Source organism: Mesorhizobium sp. WSM4808 (assembly GCF_055811675.1).
In genome coordinates this window covers 75,803-96,990 of the sequence record NZ_JBVVQX010000008.1, presented here as the reverse complement: position 1 = coordinate 96,990, position 21,188 = coordinate 75,803, and the positions used below count along the sequence as shown (strand labels likewise).

23 protein-coding genes are annotated in these 21,188 nt (G+C 61.5%); 11 read left to right on the top strand and 12 right to left on the bottom strand.

Features of this window, described 5'->3' with window-relative positions:
- Positions 1 to 56: 56 nt before the first annotated feature.
- Positions 57 to 857: a BtpA/SgcQ family protein gene (locus AC0L2U_RS16345; protein WP_023809131.1), complete on the bottom strand. Its 801-nt coding sequence runs from the start codon at positions 855 to 857 to the stop codon at positions 57 to 59.
- A 39-nt stretch (positions 858 to 896) separates the two neighbouring features.
- A complete protein-coding gene (locus AC0L2U_RS16340) occupies positions 897 to 1,757 on the bottom strand; it encodes a DeoR/GlpR family DNA-binding transcription regulator (protein WP_127329125.1) in 861 nt (286 codons plus the stop codon).
- Positions 1,758 to 1,922: 165 nt separating this feature from the next.
- Between AC0L2U_RS16340 and AC0L2U_RS16335 the strand changes: the two genes are divergently transcribed.
- From AC0L2U_RS16335 to AC0L2U_RS16310, 6 genes are all read left to right on the top strand, one after another.
- On the top strand, positions 1,923 to 2,723 hold the full coding sequence (locus AC0L2U_RS16335) for an SDR family NAD(P)-dependent oxidoreductase (RefSeq protein WP_127318852.1): 801 nt from the start codon (positions 1,923 to 1,925) through the stop codon (positions 2,721 to 2,723).
- A gap of 174 nt (positions 2,724 to 2,897) precedes the next feature.
- Positions 2,898 to 4,073 carry an ABC transporter ATP-binding protein gene (locus tag AC0L2U_RS16330; protein WP_128287460.1) on the top strand — a complete coding sequence of 392 codons (1,176 nt, stop codon included), beginning with the start codon at positions 2,898 to 2,900 and terminating at the stop codon, positions 4,071 to 4,073.
- Positions 4,070 to 4,900, top strand: a complete 831-nt coding sequence (locus AC0L2U_RS16325; RefSeq protein ID WP_013530271.1) for a carbohydrate ABC transporter permease — start codon at positions 4,070 to 4,072, stop codon at positions 4,898 to 4,900. The genes AC0L2U_RS16330 and AC0L2U_RS16325 overlap by 4 nt, the downstream gene beginning before the upstream one ends.
- A gap of 95 nt (positions 4,901 to 4,995) precedes the next feature.
- Positions 4,996 to 6,291 carry an ABC transporter substrate-binding protein gene (locus AC0L2U_RS16320; protein WP_473602211.1) on the top strand — a complete coding sequence of 432 codons (1,296 nt, stop codon included), beginning with the start codon at positions 4,996 to 4,998 and terminating at the stop codon, positions 6,289 to 6,291.
- A gap of 113 nt (positions 6,292 to 6,404) precedes the next feature.
- Positions 6,405 to 7,319 carry a carbohydrate ABC transporter permease gene (locus AC0L2U_RS16315; protein WP_023809125.1) on the top strand — a complete coding sequence of 305 codons (915 nt, stop codon included), beginning with the start codon at positions 6,405 to 6,407 and terminating at the stop codon, positions 7,317 to 7,319.
- Between the two features lie 60 nt (positions 7,320 to 7,379).
- Positions 7,380 to 7,913: a hypothetical protein gene (locus AC0L2U_RS16310; RefSeq protein WP_473602210.1), complete on the top strand. Its 534-nt coding sequence runs from the start codon at positions 7,380 to 7,382 to the stop codon at positions 7,911 to 7,913.
- An 11-nt stretch (positions 7,914 to 7,924) separates the two neighbouring features.
- Here the strand turns inward: AC0L2U_RS16310 and AC0L2U_RS16305 are convergent, their stop codons facing one another.
- The 10 genes from AC0L2U_RS16305 to AC0L2U_RS16260 form a co-directional block, all read right to left on the bottom strand.
- A complete protein-coding gene (locus AC0L2U_RS16305) occupies positions 7,925 to 8,512 on the bottom strand; it encodes a hypothetical protein (RefSeq protein ID WP_473602209.1) in 588 nt (195 codons plus the stop codon).
- Entirely contained in the window at positions 8,509 to 9,099 is a 591-nt protein-coding gene (locus AC0L2U_RS16300; RefSeq protein WP_473602207.1) for a L,D-transpeptidase, read from the bottom strand. The genes AC0L2U_RS16305 and AC0L2U_RS16300 overlap by 4 nt, the downstream gene beginning before the upstream one ends.
- A complete protein-coding gene (locus tag AC0L2U_RS16295; RefSeq protein WP_473602206.1) occupies positions 9,083 to 10,246 on the bottom strand; it encodes a CpaE/TadZ family protein in 1,164 nt (387 codons plus the stop codon). Before AC0L2U_RS16295 ends, AC0L2U_RS16300 begins: the two co-directional genes overlap by 17 nt.
- On the bottom strand, positions 10,243 to 10,890 hold the full coding sequence (locus tag AC0L2U_RS16290) for a TadE/TadG family type IV pilus assembly protein (RefSeq protein WP_473602204.1): 648 nt from the start codon (positions 10,888 to 10,890) through the stop codon (positions 10,243 to 10,245). Before AC0L2U_RS16290 ends, AC0L2U_RS16295 begins: the two co-directional genes overlap by 4 nt.
- Before the next feature lie 2 nt (positions 10,891 to 10,892).
- Entirely contained in the window at positions 10,893 to 11,417 is a 525-nt protein-coding gene (locus tag AC0L2U_RS16285) for a TadE/TadG family type IV pilus assembly protein (RefSeq protein WP_473602203.1), read from the bottom strand.
- A gap of 5 nt (positions 11,418 to 11,422) precedes the next feature.
- A complete protein-coding gene (locus tag AC0L2U_RS16280; protein WP_473602202.1) occupies positions 11,423 to 12,967 on the bottom strand; it encodes a TadE/TadG family type IV pilus assembly protein in 1,545 nt (514 codons plus the stop codon).
- A 66-nt stretch (positions 12,968 to 13,033) separates the two neighbouring features.
- Positions 13,034 to 13,315 (bottom strand): hypothetical protein, encoded by a 282-nt coding sequence (locus AC0L2U_RS16275; RefSeq protein WP_473602201.1) that lies wholly within the window; start codon positions 13,313 to 13,315, stop codon positions 13,034 to 13,036.
- On the bottom strand, positions 13,302 to 14,747 hold the full coding sequence (locus AC0L2U_RS16270; protein WP_473602199.1) for a type II and III secretion system protein family protein: 1,446 nt from the start codon (positions 14,745 to 14,747) through the stop codon (positions 13,302 to 13,304). The genes AC0L2U_RS16275 and AC0L2U_RS16270 overlap by 14 nt, the downstream gene beginning before the upstream one ends.
- A gap of 48 nt (positions 14,748 to 14,795) precedes the next feature.
- Positions 14,796 to 15,818, bottom strand: coding sequence for a Flp pilus assembly protein CpaB (gene cpaB / locus AC0L2U_RS16265; protein ID WP_473602198.1), 1,023 nt, complete (start codon positions 15,816 to 15,818; stop codon positions 14,796 to 14,798).
- A 93-nt stretch (positions 15,819 to 15,911) separates the two neighbouring features.
- Positions 15,912 to 16,139 carry a Flp family type IVb pilin gene (locus tag AC0L2U_RS16260; RefSeq protein WP_473602196.1) on the bottom strand — a complete coding sequence of 76 codons (228 nt, stop codon included), beginning with the start codon at positions 16,137 to 16,139 and terminating at the stop codon, positions 15,912 to 15,914.
- 532 nt (positions 16,140 to 16,671) lie between these two features.
- Here AC0L2U_RS16260 and AC0L2U_RS16255 point away from each other — a divergent pair.
- Genes AC0L2U_RS16255 through AC0L2U_RS16235 form a run of 5 tightly spaced genes read left to right on the top strand, consistent with a single transcriptional unit; the run spans position 16,672 to position 21,136 of the window.
- A complete protein-coding gene (locus AC0L2U_RS16255) occupies positions 16,672 to 18,060 on the top strand; it encodes a CpaF family protein (protein ID WP_473602195.1) in 1,389 nt (462 codons plus the stop codon).
- Positions 18,060 to 19,031, top strand: a complete 972-nt coding sequence (locus tag AC0L2U_RS16250; RefSeq protein WP_473602194.1) for a type II secretion system F family protein — start codon at positions 18,060 to 18,062, stop codon at positions 19,029 to 19,031. Before AC0L2U_RS16255 ends, AC0L2U_RS16250 begins: the two co-directional genes overlap by 1 nt.
- An 18-nt stretch (positions 19,032 to 19,049) precedes the next feature.
- Positions 19,050 to 20,000: a type II secretion system F family protein gene (locus AC0L2U_RS16245; protein WP_473602193.1), complete on the top strand. Its 951-nt coding sequence runs from the start codon at positions 19,050 to 19,052 to the stop codon at positions 19,998 to 20,000.
- Positions 20,001 to 20,052: 52 nt separating this feature from the next.
- Positions 20,053 to 20,595 (top strand): tetratricopeptide repeat protein, encoded by a 543-nt coding sequence (locus tag AC0L2U_RS16240; protein WP_473602192.1) that lies wholly within the window; start codon positions 20,053 to 20,055, stop codon positions 20,593 to 20,595.
- Position 20,596: 1 nt separating this feature from the next.
- Complete coding sequence (locus AC0L2U_RS16235) at positions 20,597 to 21,136, top strand: prepilin peptidase (protein WP_473602190.1); 540 nt, start codon at positions 20,597 to 20,599, stop codon at positions 21,134 to 21,136.
- The last annotated feature ends 52 nt before the right edge of the window (positions 21,137 to 21,188 follow it).

The window sequence follows — 21,188 nt, the reverse complement described above, 5'->3', positions numbered from 1 at the left end:
ATCGATATGATCACCGCGAGCCGGCGCGATGGCCGGCATCGCCGTGGAAGCCGTCCTCAGCGCAAAGTGGCGACAACGTCCATGAAGCGCTTGACCCGATCGCCGTCGACGGCGTTCCAGGTATTGCCATCGATCTTGAAATGGGTCCCGATCACGACGCCGCTCGCCAGCGAAAGGACATCGCGGACATTGTCGATGTTCACGCCGGTGTTGGCGAAGACCGGCACGTCCTTGATCGTCTCGCAGACGCTGCGCAGGTGGGACTGGTCGGCCGGCTGGCCAGTGATCGGACCGGAAACGAGGATGGCGTCGGCCATCGACGAGAACACCGCGCTCTTGGCGCGCAATTCAATAGGACGCTGGTCGAGCGAGTGTGCGAACTCTGCATTGATGTTGAAGAGAAGCTTCATGTCGTCGCGGCCAAGATTGTGCCGCAGGCGCGAGGCGGCGGCGCAATCGGGCTCCCACAGGCCCATGTCGGAAGCAAACAGGCCGGTGAAGATCTCGCGCACGAAACGGGCTCCGGTGGCCGCCCCGATCGCGACGCTGGCAGTCGGGTCCCAGAGATAATTGACGCCAAACGGCACCTTCAGCTCGGGTTTCACCGCCTGGACGATCGCGGTCATGGCGGCAATGCCTTCGGGCGGCGCCTTGAAGACATAGGGGCGGTCGTTCTCGTTGCCGAACATGATGGCATCGACGCCGCCGCTCTGCAGCTTGCGGATGTCGGAGAGCACGCCATCGATCAGCTTGTCGAGGCCGCCATCGGCATCATAGAGGGGCGTTCCCGGCAGGGCACCGATATGTGCCATCGAGATGACAGCCTTCTTCTTGTCGCCGAAAAATTCAAATACCATCGAGTCGTCTCCTTGGGGATAAAGTGAAAATGTTGCGCCTCAGTCGCGCGTCAGCGGCGGCGCGATGCGCAGGTCGACCTTGGCCGCGGCGAGCGCTGCGGCGATCTTGGCCGGCGGCTCGGCATCGGTGATGAGGATGTCGACGTCCGACAGTGGCGCTATCCGCACCAGCGACATGCGCAGGAATTTGGCGGAATCGCAGAGCACGATCTTGGTGCCTGAGCGTCTGAGATAGGCGCGCTTCATATCGGTATCATCGAAGGAATAGTCGAAGAGGCCGTCCGCCGTGATGCCGGAGACGCCGATCACGGCGACATCGAACCACAGCGCCTCGAACTGGGCGATGGCCGCGGGTCCGCCGGTCGACATCTCGTCGGCTCGTACGCGGCCGCCGGCAACATAGACTTCGGGCACACCGCCGTTCAGCGCCGCCGCGATCCTGAGGCTGTTGGTGAACACCTTGGCGTGCGGAAGGTCCTTGAGGTGCTCGGCCATCAGATAGGTGGTGGTGCCGACATCCAATGCGATCGTGCGGTATCCCGAAACCAAGGCGGCCGCGGCGGCGGCAATCGCGGCCTTCGGGTCACGGCGCTGGCGCAAGCGCGAATCGAAACTCGGCTCCTCACTGTCCATGGCGACCAGCGGCGGGTTCTCGGCCTCGATCGCGCCGCCATGGATTCGCACCAGCCTGCCCTCGCGTTCCAGTTCGACGAGATCGCGGCGGATCGTCATGTCGGAAACGGCGAGTTCGGCCGCTGCCGCAGCGACGGTGAGCGACCCCGTGCGGCGCAGGAAAGCCAGGATGCGTGCCTGTCGATCGTGCGCGAGAAGGCGCTGACGGTCGGCATCACGCGGTGCGCCATGCGTGGACGATAGAGGAGAGGCGGTGTCGTCGGCCATCGATGTATCCGGTGGGTAAGCCGCTGACGAAGCGGTCTGCAACTTCAACTCTACCGCATGATCAAACATTTTCAAACAAAAATATGTTTGCAGTGTTCGAATTTATTGGTATGCATCTCGATATTAACAGAACGCGTTCCGCCACCAAGCAGAGAGAATACGACCATGCCGGCTGCCTCCGTCATTCCTCCAGTGCTTGCCGAACTCGCGGGCAAGCGTGCCTTTGTGACGGGTGGCGGCGCGGGGATCGGTCGCGCGATCGCGACCGCCCTGACGCGGCAGGGTGTCGCCGTGGCGATCGGCGATCTGGATCCCGACGCGGCGCGCAAGGCGGCCGAGGAGATTGGCGGCGGTGCCGCCGCCGTCACGGTCGATGTTCGCCGTCGCGATTCCGTCGAGGCGGCCTTTGCCACTGTGCTGGAAGCGCTAGGCGGCTGCGATATCCTGATTGCCAATGCCGGCGTGTCCACCATGCAGCACGCGCTCGATCTGACCGACGAGGAGTGGGACTTCAACTTCTCGGTCAATGCGCGCGGGGTATTCCTCGCAAATCAGATCGCTGGACGGCATTTTGTCAAGCAAGGCACGGGCTGCATCGTCAACACCGCCTCGCTTGCCGCGAAGGTCGGTGCGCCGCTCCTGGCGCATTATTCGGCATCCAAGTTCGCCGTGCTCGGCTGGACGCAGGCCTTTGCCCGCGAGCTCGCGCCAAAGGGAATCCGCGTCAATGCCGTCTGCCCGGGGTTCGTCAAGACCGGCATGCAATCGCGCGAAGTCGAATGGGAGGCGCATCTGCGGCAGGTCACGCCCGAACGGGTGGTCGCCGACTATATCGCGCAGACGCCGCTCGGCCGGCTCGAACTGCCGGAGGATGTCGCCGACGTCGTCGTGTTCCTCTGCTCGGATCAAGCCCGCTTCATGACTGGCCAGGGCGTCAACGTGACCGGCGGCGTCTACATGACCTGACGGCTTTTGGCGGCTGTAACCGGATCCTGATGCTGGCACGCGCCATCCAAAAAAGTGAACACATATGATCAGAAGGCAGGCTTTCAATGTTACATTTTGTTCTCTAAGATGACCGTTCGCTCGACTTCGGCCTTCGGCGTACAGCCGGGTCAGACGGGTTCATGAGGAATGTCTATGGCGTCTATCGAGCTCGATCGCGTTTCCAAGCTCTACGGCAATGGCAATTACGGGGTGCATGAGGTCGATCTCACCATTCCCGATGGCGAATTCGTGATCTTTCTCGGCCCGTCGGGATGCGGCAAGTCGACGACGCTGCGGATGATTGCCGGCCTGGAGAGTATCTCCTCCGGCGATCTTCGCATCGGTGGCAAGAGCGTCGCCAATGTCGCGCCGCGCGACCGAAACGTCGCGGTGGTTTTCCAGAGCTACGCGCTCTATCCGCATATGTCGGTGTGGCAGAACATGGCTTTCGGGCTGAAGATGCGCGGCACCGACGCAGCAGTGATCGATGCCAAGATTGCCGACGCCGCGAACCTGCTCGGTTTGCAGAATCTTCTCGGCCGCAAGCCGGCAGCGCTTTCGGGCGGCCAGCGTCAGCGTGTCGCGCTCGGCCGGGCGATCGTTCGCGAACCGGCGGCCTTCCTGCTTGATGAACCGCTGTCCAACCTCGATGCGCAGCTGCGTGCCGAGATGCGGCTCGAACTCGTCAAGCTGCACCGACGCCTCGGCCGCACCATCGTCCATGTCACGCACGACCAGGTCGAGGCCATGACCATGGGCGATCGCATATGCATCATGCGCGATGGTCGCCTGGTCCAGGCCGGCCGGCCGCTTGAAGTCTATGCCGACCCGGTCAACACCTTCGTCGCGCGCTTCCTGGCGACGCCGCCGATGAACCTCATTCCGGCCACGCTTCAGGCCGCACCTGGCGAAGGGCTCTCCGTCCTGACCGATAGTGGTGCCGTGCTTGCCGTCCCCGCCCGCCACCGCAACGCTTATGGCGAGCGTGTCGGGCGCCGCGTCATTCTGGGCGTGCGGGCCGAGGATTTCCACGAAAGCCCCGACAAGCCGGACTGGCAAAAGATTTCCGTACGGGTCGTGGCCGTCGAAGCTCTCGGCGCCGAGAACGTCCTGATCGGCCAGATTGCCGGTCAGGCCACCGGCACGGACGATGCCCACCCCGCCGGAGGCGGCAAGCCGTTGGAGATCGCCGCCCGCCTGAGCCGTTATTTCACGGCGCCCGTCGGCTCGATCGTCGAACTCTACATCGACCCGCTGCCGATGCACCTGTTTGATCCCGAAACCGAACTGGTGATCGCGCGGCCGAGCCTCATGGGGGCCACTCGATGACCAGCATGGACAGAAACGAGCGGCCGGCCTTTCGTCGCCGCTTCGGCCTGCATTTCGGGCTGATTGTCGTTTGCGCCATCGTGCTGCTGCCGCCGCTCTGGGTGCTGCGGACGAGCTTCGTGCCCGAGCAGCTATCCTACAGCAACGAGCTGATGCCGGCCTTTACGACGGACAATTATTCGGCGCTCCTGTCGAGCCGCTTCGGTCAGTCCTACCTCAACAGCCTGATCGTCGCGCTCGGCTCGGTTCTGCTCGCATTGCCTTTTGCCGCCACCACCGGTTATGCCTTCGCCCGTTTCCGTACGGGCGGTCGGTGGGCGCGTTTTGCCGTTCTGGCGACGCAAATGCTGCCGCCCGTGGCGCTGGTGCTGCCGACCTTCACGCTGTTCCGAAGCCTGGAGCTCAGCAATTCGCTGACCGGGCTGATCATCGTCTATGCCGCGCTCAACCTGCCTTTCCTGACCTGGATCCTGATGGGCTTCTTCGAAGGCATTCCAGTCGATCTGGAGTGGGCGGCGATGACCGACGGCGCGACCGCCTGGGGCGCCTTCTGGCGCATTGTGCTGCCGGTGTCGATGCCCGGTATCGCGGCCGCCGGCGTCCTCGGCTTCATCCTGGCGTGGAATGAGTTTCTGTTTGCCCTGGTTTTGAGCGGGCCGAAGACGGCGACCATACCGGTTGCGCTCGCCGCGTTGCAGACCTCGAACGGCGTCCAGATCGCCAAGGTCTCTGCCGGCGTCGTCCTTGCCATCCTGCCGCTGGTCGTGGCTTCCCGCTTCATCCAGCGTTTCATCGTCCAGGGCTTGACGTTCGGCAGCGTGAAATAGGCCGGCCGCTCCGAGAGCCGACATGGCTCGCTAGCCGGTTATGAAATCGTGGCGGGATCACCGCCGCGTCCAGAGGGAAAGAGGAGTAGAGAGTTATGACTTGGAACAAGCAGACCTTGATCAAAATGCTGATGACGGCCGTGAGCGGGGCAGCTGTTGTCAGCGCATCGCTTCCGGCCAGGGCGGCTGAGCCCATCACCTTGCACGCCTTGATGGAGGACGTGCCGGAAACCAAGATCATCGAAGCGCTGTTGCCCGAATTCGAGAAGCAGACCGGCATCAAGGTCGAGTTCGAGAAGATCGGCTATCCCGACATGCACGACAAGCTGGTGTCCCAGCTGACCGCGCCGCAGAGCTACTACAATGTGCTCGAGGTCGACTTCCTGTGGGCCGGCGAATTTCCGGCCGCCGGCTGGCTCGTCGATCTGAAACCCTTCGTCGAGAAATCCAAATACGATCTAGGCCCCTTCATTCCCTCGACGCTTGACCTGCTCGGCCGGACCAAGGACCAGCTGTTCCTGGTGCCCATGTACAACTACTCGATGGGCCTCCTCTACCGCACGGACCTGATCGGCGACGAGAAGCTCAAGGCCGCCTACAAGACGGCAACCGGCAAGGAACTCGCTTTGCCGACGACCCTCGAAGATTATGTGGCGATTTCCAAATTCATGAAGGCCAATGCCGGCGTCGCCGGAGCCGCGATGCAGGGCCAGCGCGGCGATCCCAACAGCATGGAATTCTCCAATTACCTGTTCTCCGCCGGCGGCAGCTATCTCAATGCCGACGGCAAGGCGAGCCTCGACACGGCAGAGGCCAAGAAGGCGCTCGATCTCTATGTCGACAACATCCAGCATGGCGCCCAGCAGGGTGCCATATCGGCGACACTCGATGACACCATGCGCCTGATGTGCAGCGGTTCCGCCTTCAGCATGGTCACCTATTGGTGGATGCTGCCGCAGATGGACGATGCCGTGAAGTGTCCGACGGTCGCCGGCAAGGTCGGCCTGTCGGTGATGCCGGGTGGCCATGGCGAAAGCGGCGGTTGGGGCTGGGGCATTCCCAAGAACACGTCGCCGGAAGAGCAGGAAGCCGCATGGACCTTCATCCAGTGGGTGCAGAGCAAGGATGTTTCGGTGAAGCGCGCGCTCGAGGGACACGCGCCGGTGCGCAGCGATGTCTATGCCGATGCGGCGGTGCTGGCGAAATATCCCTTCTATAAGACCGCCGAGGATGTGGTGGCGACCGGCAAGTCGTTTCCGATCTTCACCTATTCGGCGCAATACGAGGATCTGCTCGGTACCCAGCTCTCGCTGGCGGCTGGCGGCCAGGCGACATCGGACGCGGCGCTGAAGGCGGCTTCCGACGGCCTGCAGGGGCTCCTCGACAAATAGCGGTCCGGCTCGGCAAGGAGATCCGGCGCGGCGGTGTCAGCCGCGCCGGATCTTGTCCAGACCCCGGATCTTGACGAGATCAGCAACGCCACCCCGACCAAGGCTCGGCTACGATGCACAATGCGATCAAAAAAGGATGGGCTGCCCGTGGCCGCGAGTGGCGGACCGGCTGGGCCTTTGCCTTGCCCGGCCTGCTGCTGCTGGCGATCGTGATGGGCTTTCCGCTGGCCTATGCCTGCATCCTGTCGATCTCCTCGATGACCTTGATCAAGCCGCAGCTTCTGCCGCTTGTCGGGTTCAAGAATTTCGCCTCGATGATCGGCGATGAGCTGTTCTGGAACGCGCTCTGGCTCACCGTGCGCTATTCGGCGGTGACGGTGGTCGGCGAATTCGTGATCGGGCTCGGCATCGCCCTGATGCTCAACCGGACGGTCCGGATGAAGCCGGTCTATTTCGCGGTTCTGACCATTCCCATGGCGATGTCGCCGATCAGCGTCGCCCTGATCTGGCGCATGCTGCTCCAGCCCAATCTCGGCATCGCCAATCATCTGATGGAAACGTTTGGCCTGCCGCGCCTCGACTGGCTCGGCACGCCAGGCATGGCGCTCTGGACGATGGCGGCGATCGACATCTGGCAGCAAATGTCCTTCGTCGTGCTGATCCTCGCCGCGGGGCTCGCCGCTTTGCCGCGAGATCCCTATGAGGCGGCTGAAGTGGATGGCGCGCGCGGCTGGCAGCAATTCGTCTACATCACCCTGCCGATGCTTCGGCCGGTCGCGGCGATCACCATCATCATCCAGCTGATCAACGAGTTCCGGACCTACGATCTGCCCTATGTCCTGACCAAGGGCGGGCCGGGCAATGCGACCGAAGTGCTGAGCTTCTTTGCCTACCGCCGTGCCTTTCTCGGCCTTTCGCTCAACGAAGGCGCGGCAGCCGCCTTCGTGCTGCTGCTGATCGTCCTTCTGCTCACCGTGATCTTCTTTGCCGTCCTCGAACGCTCGCAATCGGGAGAGGGCCGGAAGTAGGGCCGTTAAGCCTTGAGCAATCTATACGGCCTATCCTGGCTTGCAGATTGTCGAGGGAACATGAAACGCAAGCCGCTTCTGCTTTTCGCCTTTCCGTTTCTCATTCTGGCGGTCCTGGCAGGGGAGCGCATGGCGACCTTGTTGCTGGGCACCTATCCGGCCAGCCCCACCGCATGGTGGCTATGGCTTGAACTGCGCCCTTTGTCGGCGATGTTCTGGCAGCAGGTGGATGTCTATCTGGGCAGCTCCATGGCTCTCGACGCCGCCATCCTTGCCGCGGCATCGATCGTCTGCTGGATAGCGTGTCACGCCAAACGGTCGGCTTTCTTCTTCCTCGCCAACCACGTCGCCTTGATTTTCGCTGGCCTGATGATCGCCGTCGGCAGCCATTCGGAAACGGCGAGCACGATCGCCGCATTCACCTCGCCCCGCGGCCTTCAGTTTTCGCTTGCGGTCGATTTCACCTTGAAGAACAGCCTGGTGCTGCTTTTGGGCATCGTGGCCTGTGCCTACTGCCACATCGCCTTCCTCACTGAGGCGCGGGAGCGGTCCGTCCGGGCCATCCGCATCCTGGCGCTGCAGCGCGATCTCTAGAGCAATGGCGTCTAGTTGATCCGGCGGTAATAGACCTTGCCGTCGGGCTGCTGGATGCGCTGGTAGTTGGAGCTTGGGGCAGGGGGCGAGGCCGACGCGATTCTCCTCCTGGGTGCGGGCGCTTCGATGACGCCGGGTTCGCTCTCGCCGTCGAGCGCTTCGGGTGCTTGCGCCAGCGTGCTGGTGGCGATCTCGGACGGTTCTTCCGCACCTGGCATGGCCTCGCCGCCGGCGACCGGCATAGTCTGCCCCAGCCGGGCAATGCCGGCATCGATCTCGTTGAAGCTGCCTTGCAACTGGCTGTCCAGTTTCTCGAACCGGCTCTGAAAACCGTTGTTGACCGTGTCGAGCCGGGCCGCGATCCGCTGCTCGAACGCGCCGAGCTGCTCCAGCCGCGCCTCGACGAAGCGCAGGTCGCTCATGCCCCGATAGAGATAGACCGCGGCCGCCATGTTGACCGCGGTGATCAGAAGCGCGCCACCGGCGACGATGACGCCGATCGTCTTTGCCTTGCTGAATTTCTCGGTGGCAACCGGTTCGCGCTGTTCCTGGTTTCCGATATCGATCGCCGGCATGTCCGGTTCGCTGATCATCGTCATTGGACCACCACCTTTGCGCCGACCGCGACGCGTTTGAAAAGATCGATCACATCCGTGTTGGTGAGACGAAAACAGCCCGATGTCCCGTCGAAGCCGACACCCGACGGGTCGTTGGTGCCGTGTATGCGGTAGAGCGTGTCGCGCCCGTCCCGCGACAGGTAGAGCGCCCTTGCGCCGAGCGGATTGTAGGGGCCGGCGGGCACCATTTTCGGCAGCTCGGGCTGGCGGGCGCGCATTTCCTGCGGCGGGCGCCACTCCGGCCATTCGGTCTTCGCCCCGACCTTGACGGTCCCGGTCCAGCCGAACCCGTCGCGTCCGACGCTGATCTGGTAGCGCAGCGCCTGGCCCTGGCGGGTCACCAGGTAAAGCGCCTTCTCGTCCTTGCGGATGACGATCGTGCCCGGCTGCTCGGCGGTTGCGAAGGCAACGGCCTTGCGCAGGCTGGGTCCCATCGCCGGCAGCGGCGGCCGCTCCGAAAGCGCCGATCGCGCTTCGGCGAAGTCGTGGACGGACAGCGCCAGCGCCATGCCGAGCACGCAGGCGCCGGCGAGCTTCGGGGCGATCCGATTTCTATCGGGCAGCGTCATCGAGCCGCTCTTTGAACATCCGCTTCAGATCCTTGTTGAAGCGCGCCCGCCCATCCACTTCGGAAGGCGGGATGGCCCGGTTCAGCGCATCGGTCAGAAGCGCGTTGTCGAGCGCGACCGACTTGATGTGCGGCGCCTTGAAGATCTTTTCGAGCTCGCTGCGCGAAAAATGGTTCCCGAACCATTTGCGCTTGTGCTTGTTGGCGACCAGCGTGATGCTGACCGCATTGCCGCGCAGCTCGCGGATTTTCTTGTAGAGCCGCTTGCCTTGCCGCAGCGAAGCGACATTGAGTTCGAAGACGATGAAAATCTCGTCGCTCGTCGACAGCACGGAATTGTGCCAGGGCGTTTCCAGATTGGGCAGGTCGATGACGATGTCGTCGAAGCGGTAGGCAACGAGGTCGAGCAGCCGGAAGACGAAATCGCTGCCATGCGGCTCGAACGGCAGTTGCGGCCGCTCGAATGCGTAGAGGGTGAGGCCGGACGGGCGCGACAGCTTGATGACGTCCATCAGCTCGACATCGAGCCGCTCCGGCTGGCCGATGATGCCGGCAAGGTCGAACTGGTTGAACAGATTGAGATAGGCGCCGCAATTGGCGCTCTGGAAATCCAGGTCGACGAGACAGGTGGACGCCGCGCGCTCAGCCGATTTCGACGCCAGGAATTCGGCCGCCGACAGCGCCAGCGTCGTGGCGCCGGCGCCGCCGCTGGCGCCGATGAAGGTGATGATCCGGCTCTTCGTTCCCTGGTTGCCGGTGTCGTGGAAAGTCACCGCATTGAGCAGCTCCTTGCCGTCGAGCGGCTTGTGCAGCCAGTCCGAGGCGTTCATGCGCACCAGCACACGCGTCTGCTCCGAGCTCAGCTCGTCGGAAACCGCGATCAGCGGCACGCTGGCCCACAGCGCGCGCGCCTCGACGATGCCGGCCCTGCCGAGCAGCTCGCCATTGCCGAGATCGAGGATGACGATGCCCGGGCGCGTATCGGCCGGCGGCCCCTTGAGGAAGTCGCTCGTCTCGGAAACCCGGACGTCATAGATCGCCAGCGCATCGAGCCGCGTCGCCACATCGCGCTTGAAATTCGGATCCGACGAAAACAGCGCCACCTGCTTGCGCTTGGTCGGCGTAACCTTGGTGTTGATGGCATTCATGACGCGGTGCTCTTCAGATCTTCGCCCGTGACCGTGCTTAGCATGGAGGGCATGGTAAGGTTGTCGAATCCAAGCAGACCACCCAGGAAGAAGAATTCGAAGGTGATGGTCTTCAGGCTGACGGTGATTGTCGGCACCGGCCCTCCCAGCCGGGTCTGATAGCCAAGGCCCGTGGCGCTGTAGGTGACCACTATGTTGTCGCGGTGCAGGCGCGGAAAGAAATGACACATGCCGGGCCGCGTGGTCGGTCGCTGGGCCGCAGTAATTGCCGGACAGGTATCGTCATTGGTGTAGGCCGTGTCGCCGCGGAAGATGCGGCTGAATTTGACGGCATCGAAGGCGCCGCCATTGCTGCAACCTCCCGTGCCGGCGGTATATGTACATTCGAACGGGCCATAGGCGGCCGCCACCACCGGCGCGCCCGGTGCCGAGATTGGCGCGGCTGTCGCAAGCGCGGTTGCAACCGGGTCGGAAATCGACGCCAGACGGGCGCCGAGCTGAACGGCTTTTGTCGCCGCGTTCCATTGATACAGCGCATAACCGAAATCGACGAAGCCCAGCACAAGCGTGAACAGCAGAGGCGTTACGATGGCCATCTCTACCATCGCCGCGCCGGCGTCTGATTTTGTGAAACGCTTGATCATGATCAGAACCGGATCAACCGCTCCTCGTGAAAGCCGTTGAGCGTGATCGGACCGATGCTGAGAAGCGACAGCATTCCGACGTCGCTGTAGTCCAGGGTGCCAGCGGCCCTGACAATGCAGACCTGTGCGGTGGTCGAGCGATACTGTGTGACGCCGGCGACAACGGCGTCATGACAGGAACCGGAGGCGGCGATGGTCACTGTAACATCCGCCTTCTGCCAGCCGCTGACGCGGGCGTTGCCGGTACCGGCGGCATTGCCGAACACCGCGATATTAGTAGCGACGTTGGCGCAGTCGATGGTCAATCCAGCATTGGTATACAACTGACTGTTGCAGCGCGCCGCAAAGCGGGCACCGTCTGAAAGTCCTGCCTCCATCAGCAGCTTTTCGTGGATCAGATTGCCGAATTCAAAGACACCCGCCGACAGGACCAGCATCAGTGGGGCGATCAGCGCCATCTCGACAAGCGCCGTCCCACTCCGATCGTGTCTAAATCTATGCAGATGGTGGTAGAGCTTTGCGATCATAGCCGTCACCGATAGAGCTGGGCTTCGTCGCGAAGGAAATTGTCGAGCGTGCCCTGGCCGCCGCGTCCCGTTATGTCGACAAGCTCCACCATGACCGACGCTCCGGTTGAGGCGCCTCCGACTGGCTCGGTAATGAAGAAACTGGCAAATGCTTTGACAGGAAGATTCGTGCTGTTGCCGTTCAGATTATTTCCAGCCGCTTGTAGTGCACTACAGTCTAGGAGCGCGCCATACAGAAGGCGGCGATCGACAGTTGTAACCGGTGGCTGGCAAGAACTCGGTGGCGTCCCTACCTCGCCACCTGCCGAAGCCGTTCCGACCAGCCCCGCCGACGTTTCATATTTATAAACGTCGTAGCGAGTCGGCTTGTTCGTGGCCCATGAAGAGGGATAAGAAGCAGAACCGAAGTTGGTGCTCCAATAGGTGGAAAAGTTCCAGTTTCCATCGCCCATCCGCCCGCCCATGTAAGGCGTGGTGGAATCCCTGGGCAGGCCCATATTGGGAGTGCCGAACGTCAGCTGGTTATATTGAGGGCACTGATTGCCGCCTCCATTCCCATTCCCACCCCCTCCGGACGATGCGCCCTTCCGGACGTTGGCCGCAGGCCCATATTCAGGGCTGTTGAATTGGTTGCCGCTCGATCTGATGCCAAAGCGGACATTGAACGCATCCTGGACCGGTCCTGTATTCTGGCCGGTCTTGGTGCTTACGCCCTGCGCCGAATAGCATCCAATGGGCGTCGATGTGGCGATCGTCTGCGCGAGCGCTTGCGCCCCGTTACCTACACCCGCTGGCGGCTCCAGGAAACCGAAATTACCCGGGCCGTACGCAGCGTTGTTTCCTACCGTACGCAATTCGATAAGCCGGCGACGGACTGCCGGATCCGCCGCAGCCTGCTCGAGCGTAACGCCGCCTGCTGAGTTCGTCCCGTTCACCATCTCGTATGGGTTACACATGAAGACTGGGGTGTAGTTGCATACACCGGAGGTGAAACCTGCGACGGCGACTGCATCGACATTGAAGCTGCCGCTTGCACCGGCTGTGACAAAAGAGGCTGGGAAGATCGCGGCAAAGCCAGTGGGAACGACCGTCACTTGGATGAACCGCGTCTCAAGCTCTCCAGCCGCAGGACTAGCATTGGCTAGATAATTGGCCTGATTGGCGGTTGTTATCCTGGTTCCGTCATTCGCGGGAATAGCTTTCAAGAAGCACCAGGAGATGCTCCCGGCGCTATTGCACACCTGCGTGCCGCCCGGTTGACCGGCAGTCAGGCCAATCCGGCCTGCCGTCGAGAAGTTGCTCTCGTTGTCGACCAGCATGGCCATGGCACGCTCTGCCCGCGCCCAGGAACCGCTCGACCCGTCCAGCTCCGCCGCCGCCGCAAGAGCAAATGCATCCGCGCCCTTCTGGAGATCGTTGTGGAGGTTGTTGACGCGGCTCATGTCTATCGCCAGCAGCGAAAAGCCGATGATCGCCGGCAGCGTGATGCTGACGAGGATCAGCGCTATTCCTCTCTGGTCGTGCCAGAACGCGCGAATGGTCCGCAGCATGGCCTTACTCTTTGCTCCCCTGACGCCAGTCGTCTTGCCTGGCGCACTGAAACCGCATCCTTCTATTCAGTTCGTGTTGCCGACATTGACCGTGATGGCCGGCGGCGGTGGCGGTGGCGGTGGAAATTTGTAGCTGTTGGCTACAGCGGCCGCGCGCGCGCCGTCGCCTTCGATCCTGGTGTTGTTGGACGCCGGATTGAGCGGATCGACCGTCTGCAGCATCGAATTGAATTTCTGCGTGTCGCCGGCGGCCAGCGTCACTGAATCATAGTGGTTCAGATAGTCCGCGGCGCAGCCTGTCAGCGCGCCGGCGCACAGAATGAGGATCAAGCCGCTATTTCTTGACATAGAGCATCTTGTCCTTCGATTTGAAGTCGAGCATGTGGCCATAGGGGCCGGTGACGCCTTCGCCCAGTTCATATTTGCGGACCATGTCCTTGGTCACTTCAAGCTGGCCGAGCACGAAGAATTCGGGATCGTTCGCGGGCCGTGTCTTGTCGAACGGCGTCGCCAACTGCTCGCCGGGCTTCACCGGCCGCACGATGTGCGGCGTGACGATGACGACCAGTTCGGTCTCTTCCTTCTGGTTGCTCGAATTGCGAAACAGCGTTCCGATGACAGGCACCTGGCCGAGCCACGGCACCTGGTCCTGGAGCTTGGTGGTCTTGCTCGACAGAAGCCCGCCGACGGCGAAACTCTGGCCGTCGCGCAGTTCGACGACGGTTGCCAGCTTTCGGTTGGTGAAGATCGGGTCGCCGGCGGTGGTGAAGCCGGTCAGGTCGCTGACTTCCGGCGCCAGCCTCATATGGATCTTGCCGTCGTCGAGTACGACCGGCGTGAACAGCAGGTTAACGCCGAATTGCTTGTACTCGATGCTTATCTCGCCGTCTTTGTTGAGCGTGCGGATAGGCACTTCGCCGCCGGCGTTGAAGCTGGCCTGCTCGCCGGAAAGAGTGGTGAGGTTGGGGTTCGCGAGCATGCGCACCGCGCCTTTGGACTCGAGCGCCTCAATGATCAGATCGACCTTGATGTTGCTGTCGATGACGCGGGTGATCAGGGCTCCGAAGGGACTGGAGGTCGACAGGAGGCCGCTGAGCAGACCGCCTGGCCCGAGCACCACTCCGTCCTCGTCGACGGCAGCAACACCGGTACCGGTACGGGTCGTGCCACTGCCGTTCGTGCTCTTGATCGACACGCCGAGGTCGCGGCCGGTGTTGCGCTTGGCTTCCAGCACGCGCACTTCCAGATTGACCTGCTGGCTGTCGTCGACGATGACGGAGTTGATGACGGCGTCGGGGCCATATTGCTGCGCAACCGCCAGGATAGCCGCCAGCGTGGCGCCGTCCTTGACATGACCGCCGAGCCTGACCCTGCCGTTGACCGAGCCCACTTCGATGCGCGACTTTGGCGCCACCTGCCGGATCGCCTGCGCCATGTCGCTGACGTCGACGCCGACTTCGATCTGGAGGGCGCCGAGCGAGCGCTTGTCGGTGGAGAACAGGTTGACCGTGGTGGTGCCGGCGCCCTTGCCGATGACATAGAGCGTGCGGTCGGTCATCGGCTGCGCATCGGCGATCTTCTCGTCACCGACGACGATATCGCCCAGATTGGCACTCACCTGGATCGTTACCGATTGTGACATCGGCAGGAAAATCCGGTGCACGGCAGGGGTTGACACATCGATGAAGCGGTCGGCCGCACCGGCCGCCAGGCTCGACAGCAACAGCGCCGCCAGGCACGACAACGCGGCCGTCGCTATCCCTAACCAAGAACCCCGCATCCCCGTCTCCCCACTCGCTGCCGGTGGCAGCATCCGTTTTGCCGCGCTTTATTGTTGTCGCGGCACGTCGTATGTCTCGAGCTTCACACCCCGGAAAACGCCGACCGTTGCCCGTGCGGGCGGCTCGGGCTGCACATATTTGACCACTTCCTTGGTCGCCGGTGCCGCGACAGGAACCGGTTTGGCCCGGCCAAGTTCGTCGAGACGGCTTCCCACTTTTTCCACGGCCTGGGTCAACCCGGCAATCTTGTCCTCGGCGCGCTTGCGCTCGGCTGCTGCTGCCGCTTCCGCTGCTGCCCTCTTGTCGAGCTCCGCCTGCCTGGCGGCGACATCGGCCGGCGTTTCGCCGGTCAGGTCGGAAAGCGTCACCCGTTCTGTCGTCTCGCCCTTGCTGGCTGCGGCCTGGCGCAGCGCCAGCGACAATTGGCCGGCGCCTGCCGCCAGCGTCAGCTTTTGCGCGTCCCTGGTGCTGGCCTCCAGCGTCACGGACTTCACCACCGTCGGGCTGTCCTTGCTTTCGTCGGCCACCTGGTCGATGGCCAGCACCTTCATGCTCTGCAGCAGCACGTCGACGAAACTCTTATCCGTGCCATCATCGCCGCGCGCCGTGCGGGTGAGTAGAATATCGACTCGATCGCCCGGGAAGACGAAGCCCGCGACACCGAGCACGTCGTTGACGCGGATGGACACGGCCTTCATGCCTTCGCCGAGCACCGCCGAAAGCGTGGCGCGCTGGCCGGGGCCGGTGATCTTGGTAGCGAGAATCGGCTCATTGACGCCGATCGCTTGCAATGCCTGCTTGGCACCGTCGCCAGCTAACAGGTCTTTCGTTGACTTGAATGCCCCGGCTGGAACCGCGCCCGCAGGCCAGGCAACTTCGCGCAGTTTATCTGCGCTCAGAGCGTCACCGAACTTCAGCGGCACTGCCGCAACCACGACCGTGCTGCCTTGTACGACGCCCGTTTGTGCCATGGCGCTTCGCTGGCCGGCAAGCCAGATATTGGCCAGGACAACCGCCAGGACACCGAACACGCCTGCGAGAACGATCATGATAAGCGTGTTGGCGCGCATCAGTCCAAACCCCAAAAATAGACAGCAGAACGGCAGAGTAACTTGGGTGAGTTCAGGCCCGGACATGATCCGGGCCTGAAATCCGCTAGCTGATCAGGAACCCACGCCGGTAGGGAGGCAACTACCATCGCCGGTAATCGCGCTGGCTGCATTCAAGTCGGCGCAGAGGTCGGTAAACCGGCCGGTCACCCAGAGGCCAATGGCGATAACGACCAGAATAGACGCCGTTGCGATGATGCCGATAAGGATGGAGTATTCGACCATGGCAGCGCCGTTTTCATCGTCGCGGAACTGCCGGGTCATCGTCATGAGCTTCTTCATGTCAATTTCTCCCTTTGGAGGTTTGAACCCGACGAGACAGAGCAAAGGATGAAAACCATACCCAAGCATCCCCCGTCATCTCGATCCTAGGTCCCGAGAAAACGCAGAGTCAAACGAGATTAAGAGTTCCTTAACTTTCCTGTACATGATTCGGCAAGAAAATCACAGCTCTGAATTTTGACAACAGCTTGATTCTTTTCATTTTTCAAGGATTTTAACCATTCATTCACAATTTGGCCGCGGATGCGGCAAGATTGTGGAAGCATTAGCAGAAATGCATATTCCTTTATATCTAAGGGTTTAGCAGCGTCTTCCGAGCGGTTTGCCCCCCCCAAAATCGGAAGAGCCTGGAAAGCAGGGCCGACGCCCTGACCACGAACCGGCAGCGGTATCAAATAAGCGCGTTATTACAGGCCTCTGATCTTAACTATGTAGAAAGTATTGAGGGCACGCCTACCACTTGGGCGCTTGTGCCTCCCGTGGTTAACAGTTAGTTTCCGCTAATGAGGGACCAAGGGGAGTATAAGCCACTATGCTGGGGCGGTTCATCAAGGGGACAAGCGAACAGCAGGTAGCGTCAAAGACCGATCAGCTGGCGGTGCAGCCTGTTGCTCCGGCTCTTTCGCCAGCCGCTGATATTGAATCGCATGGCAATGATTTTCTGACGCTCAAAGTCGAGCTTCATCGCCACTTGATTGATCGGTTCAACCTGACCGCGCTTGAAAGTGCCTCCAAAGATGAGATCCTGAATGAGATCCGTCCGATCGTGCGCGAGTTCGTGCGCGCTCGTGCGGTGCCGCTAAACGCACGCGAACTTGATCAACTGACCAGCGACACCGCCGACGAGATGCTGGGCCTCGGCCCGATCGAGCCATTGCTCAAGGACGATTCTATCACCGACATCATGATCAACACCCACAAGCGCGTCTTCATCGAGCGGCGTGGCATGATCGAAGAGACGGCAATCCGTTTCCGCGACGAGGCGCATCTGTTGCGCGTCATCAACAAGATCGTTTCGGCCATCGGCAGGCGTGTCGATGAATCTTCGCCTATGGTCGATGCCCGGCTGGAAGATGGATCACGCGTCAACATCGCGGTGCGGCCGATCTCGGTCGACGGCCCGCTGGTGTCGATACGCAAATTCTCGAAAAACCCCTATTCGCTCGAGCGTTTGATGGCATTTAATTCGATCCGTCCGCCGATGATCGAACTGCTGCGGATCGCCGTGCAGGCGCGCAAATCGATCCTGGTTTCAGGCGGCACCGGCAGCGGCAAGACCACCCTGCTCAATGCATTGTCGAGTTACATTCCCTCGAAGGAACGCCTGATCACCATCGAGGATGCCGCCGAGCTGCAACTGCAACAGCCGCATGTCGGCCGGCTCGAGACGCGGCCGCCCAATGTCGAAGGTCGGGGCGAAGTTCGCCAGCGCGAGTTGCTCAAGAACGCACTGCGCATGCGCCCGGATCGCATCATCGTCGGCGAGGTTCGCGGCGAGGAAGCCTTCGACATGCTGCAGGCGATGAACACCGGCCACGAGGGGTCGATGACCACCATCCATGCCAACACGCCGCGCGATGCGATCTCGCGGCTGGAACAGATGGTCGGCATGGCCGGCATGCCGATGACGCATGAGTCAATCCGTGCGCAGATTGCGTCGGCCATCGACATTATCGTCCAGACACAGCGCCTTTCGGACGGCGGCCGGCGCGTCACCTCCATATCTGAACTGACTGGCATGGAGGGCAATGTCGTGCAGCTGCAGGAAATCTATCATTTCGTTCGCCGCGAAGTCACAGCCGAAGGCAAGGTGATCGGCGACTTTCGCGCGACCGGTGTCCGTCCGCGCTTCGCTCCGGAGGCCGCTACGCTTGGCCATCATTTTGCCAAGGACGCCTTCAACCCGCAGGTCGCCCTCTGATGCCGACCGGTCAAGCTCTGCTCTACTTCATCTACATGTTGGCGGCGGCCTCGCTCATTCTCGCCGGCGAAGCATTTTATCTTTCCTTTGCCGGCCGCCGCTCCCGGTCTCTAGCAGTCAATCGCCGATTGAAGCGGCTCGCTGGCGACGTCCCGGCCGAACAAACGTTACAGGGATTGCTGCGGGAGCGTGGCCTCACGGACTCTGGCGATTTTCTTTTCGGTATGGTCTGGTTGAACAGGCTCTATACCCAGTCCGGCATCACCGGAAATCCTTTGACCTTCGCCGCGACATTCCTGCTCGTCGGACTGGCGATAGCATTGTTGATGGCGCTCCTTTTCAATTTTTCCGCCTTGGCGTCGCTCATCATCTTTTTAGTCGTTGGGCTTGTCTTGCCGCTTCTCGTCCTCCGGCGCGCCCGCAACAAACGAATCCAGAAATTTGCCAAACAGCTGCCGGATGCGCTCGACATGATCGTTCGTTCGCTGCGCGCCGGACACCCGGCTTCGATCGCGATCGGTCTGGTCGCGCGCGAAATGCCCGATCCGCTCGGCACCGAGTTCGGCATCGTCTCCGATGAGATCACTTTTGGCCTCAGCATCGAGCAGGCCGTGCGAAAGCTTTCGCAGCGTGTCGGCTTCGAGGGCCTTCAGCTGCTGTCGGTGTCGCTGTCGATCCAGGCCAAGACGGGCGGTAATTTGACCGAAATTCTGGCCAATCTTTCCTCGGTTCTGCGTGAACGGCAGAAATTGCGAATGAAGATCAGGGCACTTTCGGCCGAAGGTCGCTTCTCCGCTTGGATCATCTCTTTATTTCCTGTCGTGATGTTTCTCATACTTCAACTCATTGCCCCGGCCTACTACGGCACCATTTGGGGCAGCCCGCTCATTTTTCCCGTGTTCCTGATCTTTGGGCTGTGGGCGCTGCTTGGCGACTTCATCATGTACCGGATGGTTACTTTCGATTTTTGACTGGAGGGACGAACAAACTTGCTTCCGAACATTCAGGACCTGGGTTACTTGGTGTCTATCGTCGTCTTTGCGGCGGCGGTGTCCCTTTTTCTTTTCGGTGCGCTTATCTTCTTGCCAGCTCTGCAAACTCGAAAGCTTGTCGCGCAGAGCTTGATCGGCGAAGAAGTTGCCGATCGCCGATCGATTCTCGGACAAGACCAGCTTGCCAAGATTGCGGCGCAACGGCCGGTCGATGCCTACTTCAAGTCGATCGAGAAGGAGCGCGACGAATCGAACGCTCTGGAAGCGAAGCTGTTTCGTGCCGGCTTTTATCAATCAAGCGCGCCGCTGATTTATACGCTATCTCGTCTGGCCGCAGTCTGCGTTGGTTTTTTGGCCATCTACGCAGTCCTGTCGCGGGTTCTGCCGCCGCATCTGCCAGGCTTCATCACCTTTGCCGGTTCTGCCTTATTCGGCCTCGCCTGCATCGTAATTCCCGGCATTCTGCTCGATCGATTCGAGAATGGCCAAAAGAAGATCTATCGCCGGGCATTCCCCGATTTCATGGACATGATGATCACTTGCGCCGATGCCGGCATGAGCCTGGAGGGGGCGGTCGAACGCGTCAGCCATGAAATGGCCGCCACCCACAAATGGCTAGGAATACAGCTGTCGATCATGAATTTGCAACTACGCGCCGGCAAGCCGTTGCGGGAAGCGCTACGCGAACTCGCCGATCGCATTGGGCTGGACGAGGCGCGGGCACTTGCCGTGCTGTTCCGTCAATCGGAAGAACTCGGCACCAGCCTCACCGATGCCTTGCGTGTTTATAGTGCCGAAATGCGTGGGCAAAGAATTGTCAGTGCCGAGGAACGCGCCAACTCTCTGCCCGTGAAGATGATGATTCCGTTGGGCCTCTGCATCTTCCCGGTCGTTATGATGGTGATCATGCTGCCGGTCATCATTCGCATGAAGGGCATTTTCTTCTAGTTTGGTATATCATTTGGTCCTAATGTGAGTCGGGGACCCAGGGGACGGACGTATGAAGAGGGTTATCGCGGCCGCGGCCTGTCTGCTCATGGCGGTGCTTGCCGGTTGCCAGACGGCGGACACAACCGACGGTGTCGTCCGCACCAACGAGCCGTCGAAGGGCGACGTAACGTCTTTTGGCGATGCTTTCGACGGGCTGAAGACGGTCAGCGACGTCGAATACTATGCCTCGGACCAGGCCGTTGCCGAAGCCAAGAACCAGTTCCGCGCCGAAAATTACGGCAATGCCGGCGCGCTGTTCTTCAAGGCGACGCAGCTGGCGCCCAATGATGGCAACGCCTGGATGGGGCTGGCCGCCTGCACCGACCGGATCCACCGCTTCGACCTGTCCGACAAGGCCTATGCCAAGGCCTTCAAGCTGGTCGGCGCGACGCCCGAATATTACAACAATGTCGGCTATTCCTTTCTCCTGCGCGGCAAGCTGCAGGATGCGCGCTCGAACTTCCTCAAGGCTTACGAACTGGCGCCCAACGACCCGACCGTCGCCAACAATCTGAAGCTTTTGTCGTCAAGCGTGCAGAACGTCGAGCGCTAGCATGCTGCTCGTCGAAGCGCTGCTGCTGAAGGTGCTCGCCATCCCTCTGCTGGCAAGGATTGGCTGGCTCGACTTCAAGACGCAGAAGATTTCCAATCGCGACGTGCTGCTGCTGCTCTGCCTGGGGGCTGGGGGCTTGCTGCTGCTGTCGCTCCAGTCCGGCTCGTGGTGGGACATGGGGCTGAGCGCCGGTGCAGGGCTTCTGCTGTTCGTCGTGTTCTTGCCCTTCTGGGTCTTGCGCAAGATCGGCGCCGGCGACGTCAAGCTGATAGCAGTCGTGCCATTCCTGATCAGCGGCGGCGCCCTCGCGGTGTTTTCAGTGCTGCTTCTGGTTTTCGCCTTGGCCACCGCGGCGATCGTGAAAAACCCCTTCCTGCTGCCCGCGGGTGCTTTTCGGCTCATCGTCCAGCATCTGGACCGCAAGGGCGTGGTGCCGTTCGGCGTGCCGATCTCGCTGGCCGCGATCTGTACGCTGGCGTTCCTGATCTACAGGAGTTTGACGGTCGCGAGCAGCTCTGGAATCCTCAACCAGCTCAACTGACCCTGACATCTCACGCGGCTGTGTCGCGCGGGAGATTTGACGGAGCATCAAA

Coding starts and splice junctions, on each gene's coding strand:
- AC0L2U_RS16325 (WP_013530271.1), top strand. CDS start 4,070: ATGACCAGCATGGACAGAAACGAGCGGCCGGCCTTTCGTCGCCGCTTC.
- AC0L2U_RS16290 (WP_473602204.1), bottom strand. CDS start 10,890: ATGATCAAGCGTTTCACAAAATCAGACGCCGGCGCGGCGATGGTAGAG.
- AC0L2U_RS16235 (WP_473602190.1), top strand. CDS start 20,597: ATGCTGCTCGTCGAAGCGCTGCTGCTGAAGGTGCTCGCCATCCCTCTG.
- AC0L2U_RS16240 (WP_473602192.1), top strand. CDS start 20,053: ATGAAGAGGGTTATCGCGGCCGCGGCCTGTCTGCTCATGGCGGTGCTT.
- AC0L2U_RS16320 (WP_473602211.1), top strand. CDS start 4,996: ATGACTTGGAACAAGCAGACCTTGATCAAAATGCTGATGACGGCCGTG.
- AC0L2U_RS16295 (WP_473602206.1), bottom strand. CDS start 10,246: ATGAATGCCATCAACACCAAGGTTACGCCGACCAAGCGCAAGCAGGTG.
- AC0L2U_RS16335 (WP_127318852.1), top strand. CDS start 1,923: ATGCCGGCTGCCTCCGTCATTCCTCCAGTGCTTGCCGAACTCGCGGGC.
- AC0L2U_RS16280 (WP_473602202.1), bottom strand. CDS start 12,967: ATGCTGCGGACCATTCGCGCGTTCTGGCACGACCAGAGAGGAATAGCG.
- AC0L2U_RS16260 (WP_473602196.1), bottom strand. CDS start 16,139: ATGAAGAAGCTCATGACGATGACCCGGCAGTTCCGCGACGATGAAAAC.
- AC0L2U_RS16305 (WP_473602209.1), bottom strand. CDS start 8,512: ATGACGATGATCAGCGAACCGGACATGCCGGCGATCGATATCGGAAAC.
- AC0L2U_RS16340 (WP_127329125.1), bottom strand. CDS start 1,757: ATGGCCGACGACACCGCCTCTCCTCTATCGTCCACGCATGGCGCACCG.
- AC0L2U_RS16345 (WP_023809131.1), bottom strand. CDS start 857: ATGGTATTTGAATTTTTCGGCGACAAGAAGAAGGCTGTCATCTCGATG.
- AC0L2U_RS16255 (WP_473602195.1), top strand. CDS start 16,672: ATGCTGGGGCGGTTCATCAAGGGGACAAGCGAACAGCAGGTAGCGTCA.
- AC0L2U_RS16250 (WP_473602194.1), top strand. CDS start 18,060: ATGCCGACCGGTCAAGCTCTGCTCTACTTCATCTACATGTTGGCGGCG.
- AC0L2U_RS16300 (WP_473602207.1), bottom strand. CDS start 9,099: ATGACGCTGCCCGATAGAAATCGGATCGCCCCGAAGCTCGCCGGCGCC.
- AC0L2U_RS16310 (WP_473602210.1), top strand. CDS start 7,380: ATGAAACGCAAGCCGCTTCTGCTTTTCGCCTTTCCGTTTCTCATTCTG.
- AC0L2U_RS16275 (WP_473602201.1), bottom strand. CDS start 13,315: ATGTCAAGAAATAGCGGCTTGATCCTCATTCTGTGCGCCGGCGCGCTG.
- AC0L2U_RS16330 (WP_128287460.1), top strand. CDS start 2,898: ATGGCGTCTATCGAGCTCGATCGCGTTTCCAAGCTCTACGGCAATGGC.
- cpaB (WP_473602198.1), bottom strand. CDS start 15,818: ATGCGCGCCAACACGCTTATCATGATCGTTCTCGCAGGCGTGTTCGGT.
- AC0L2U_RS16315 (WP_023809125.1), top strand. CDS start 6,405: ATGCACAATGCGATCAAAAAAGGATGGGCTGCCCGTGGCCGCGAGTGG.
- AC0L2U_RS16270 (WP_473602199.1), bottom strand. CDS start 14,747: ATGCGGGGTTCTTGGTTAGGGATAGCGACGGCCGCGTTGTCGTGCCTG.
- AC0L2U_RS16285 (WP_473602203.1), bottom strand. CDS start 11,417: ATGATCGCAAAGCTCTACCACCATCTGCATAGATTTAGACACGATCGG.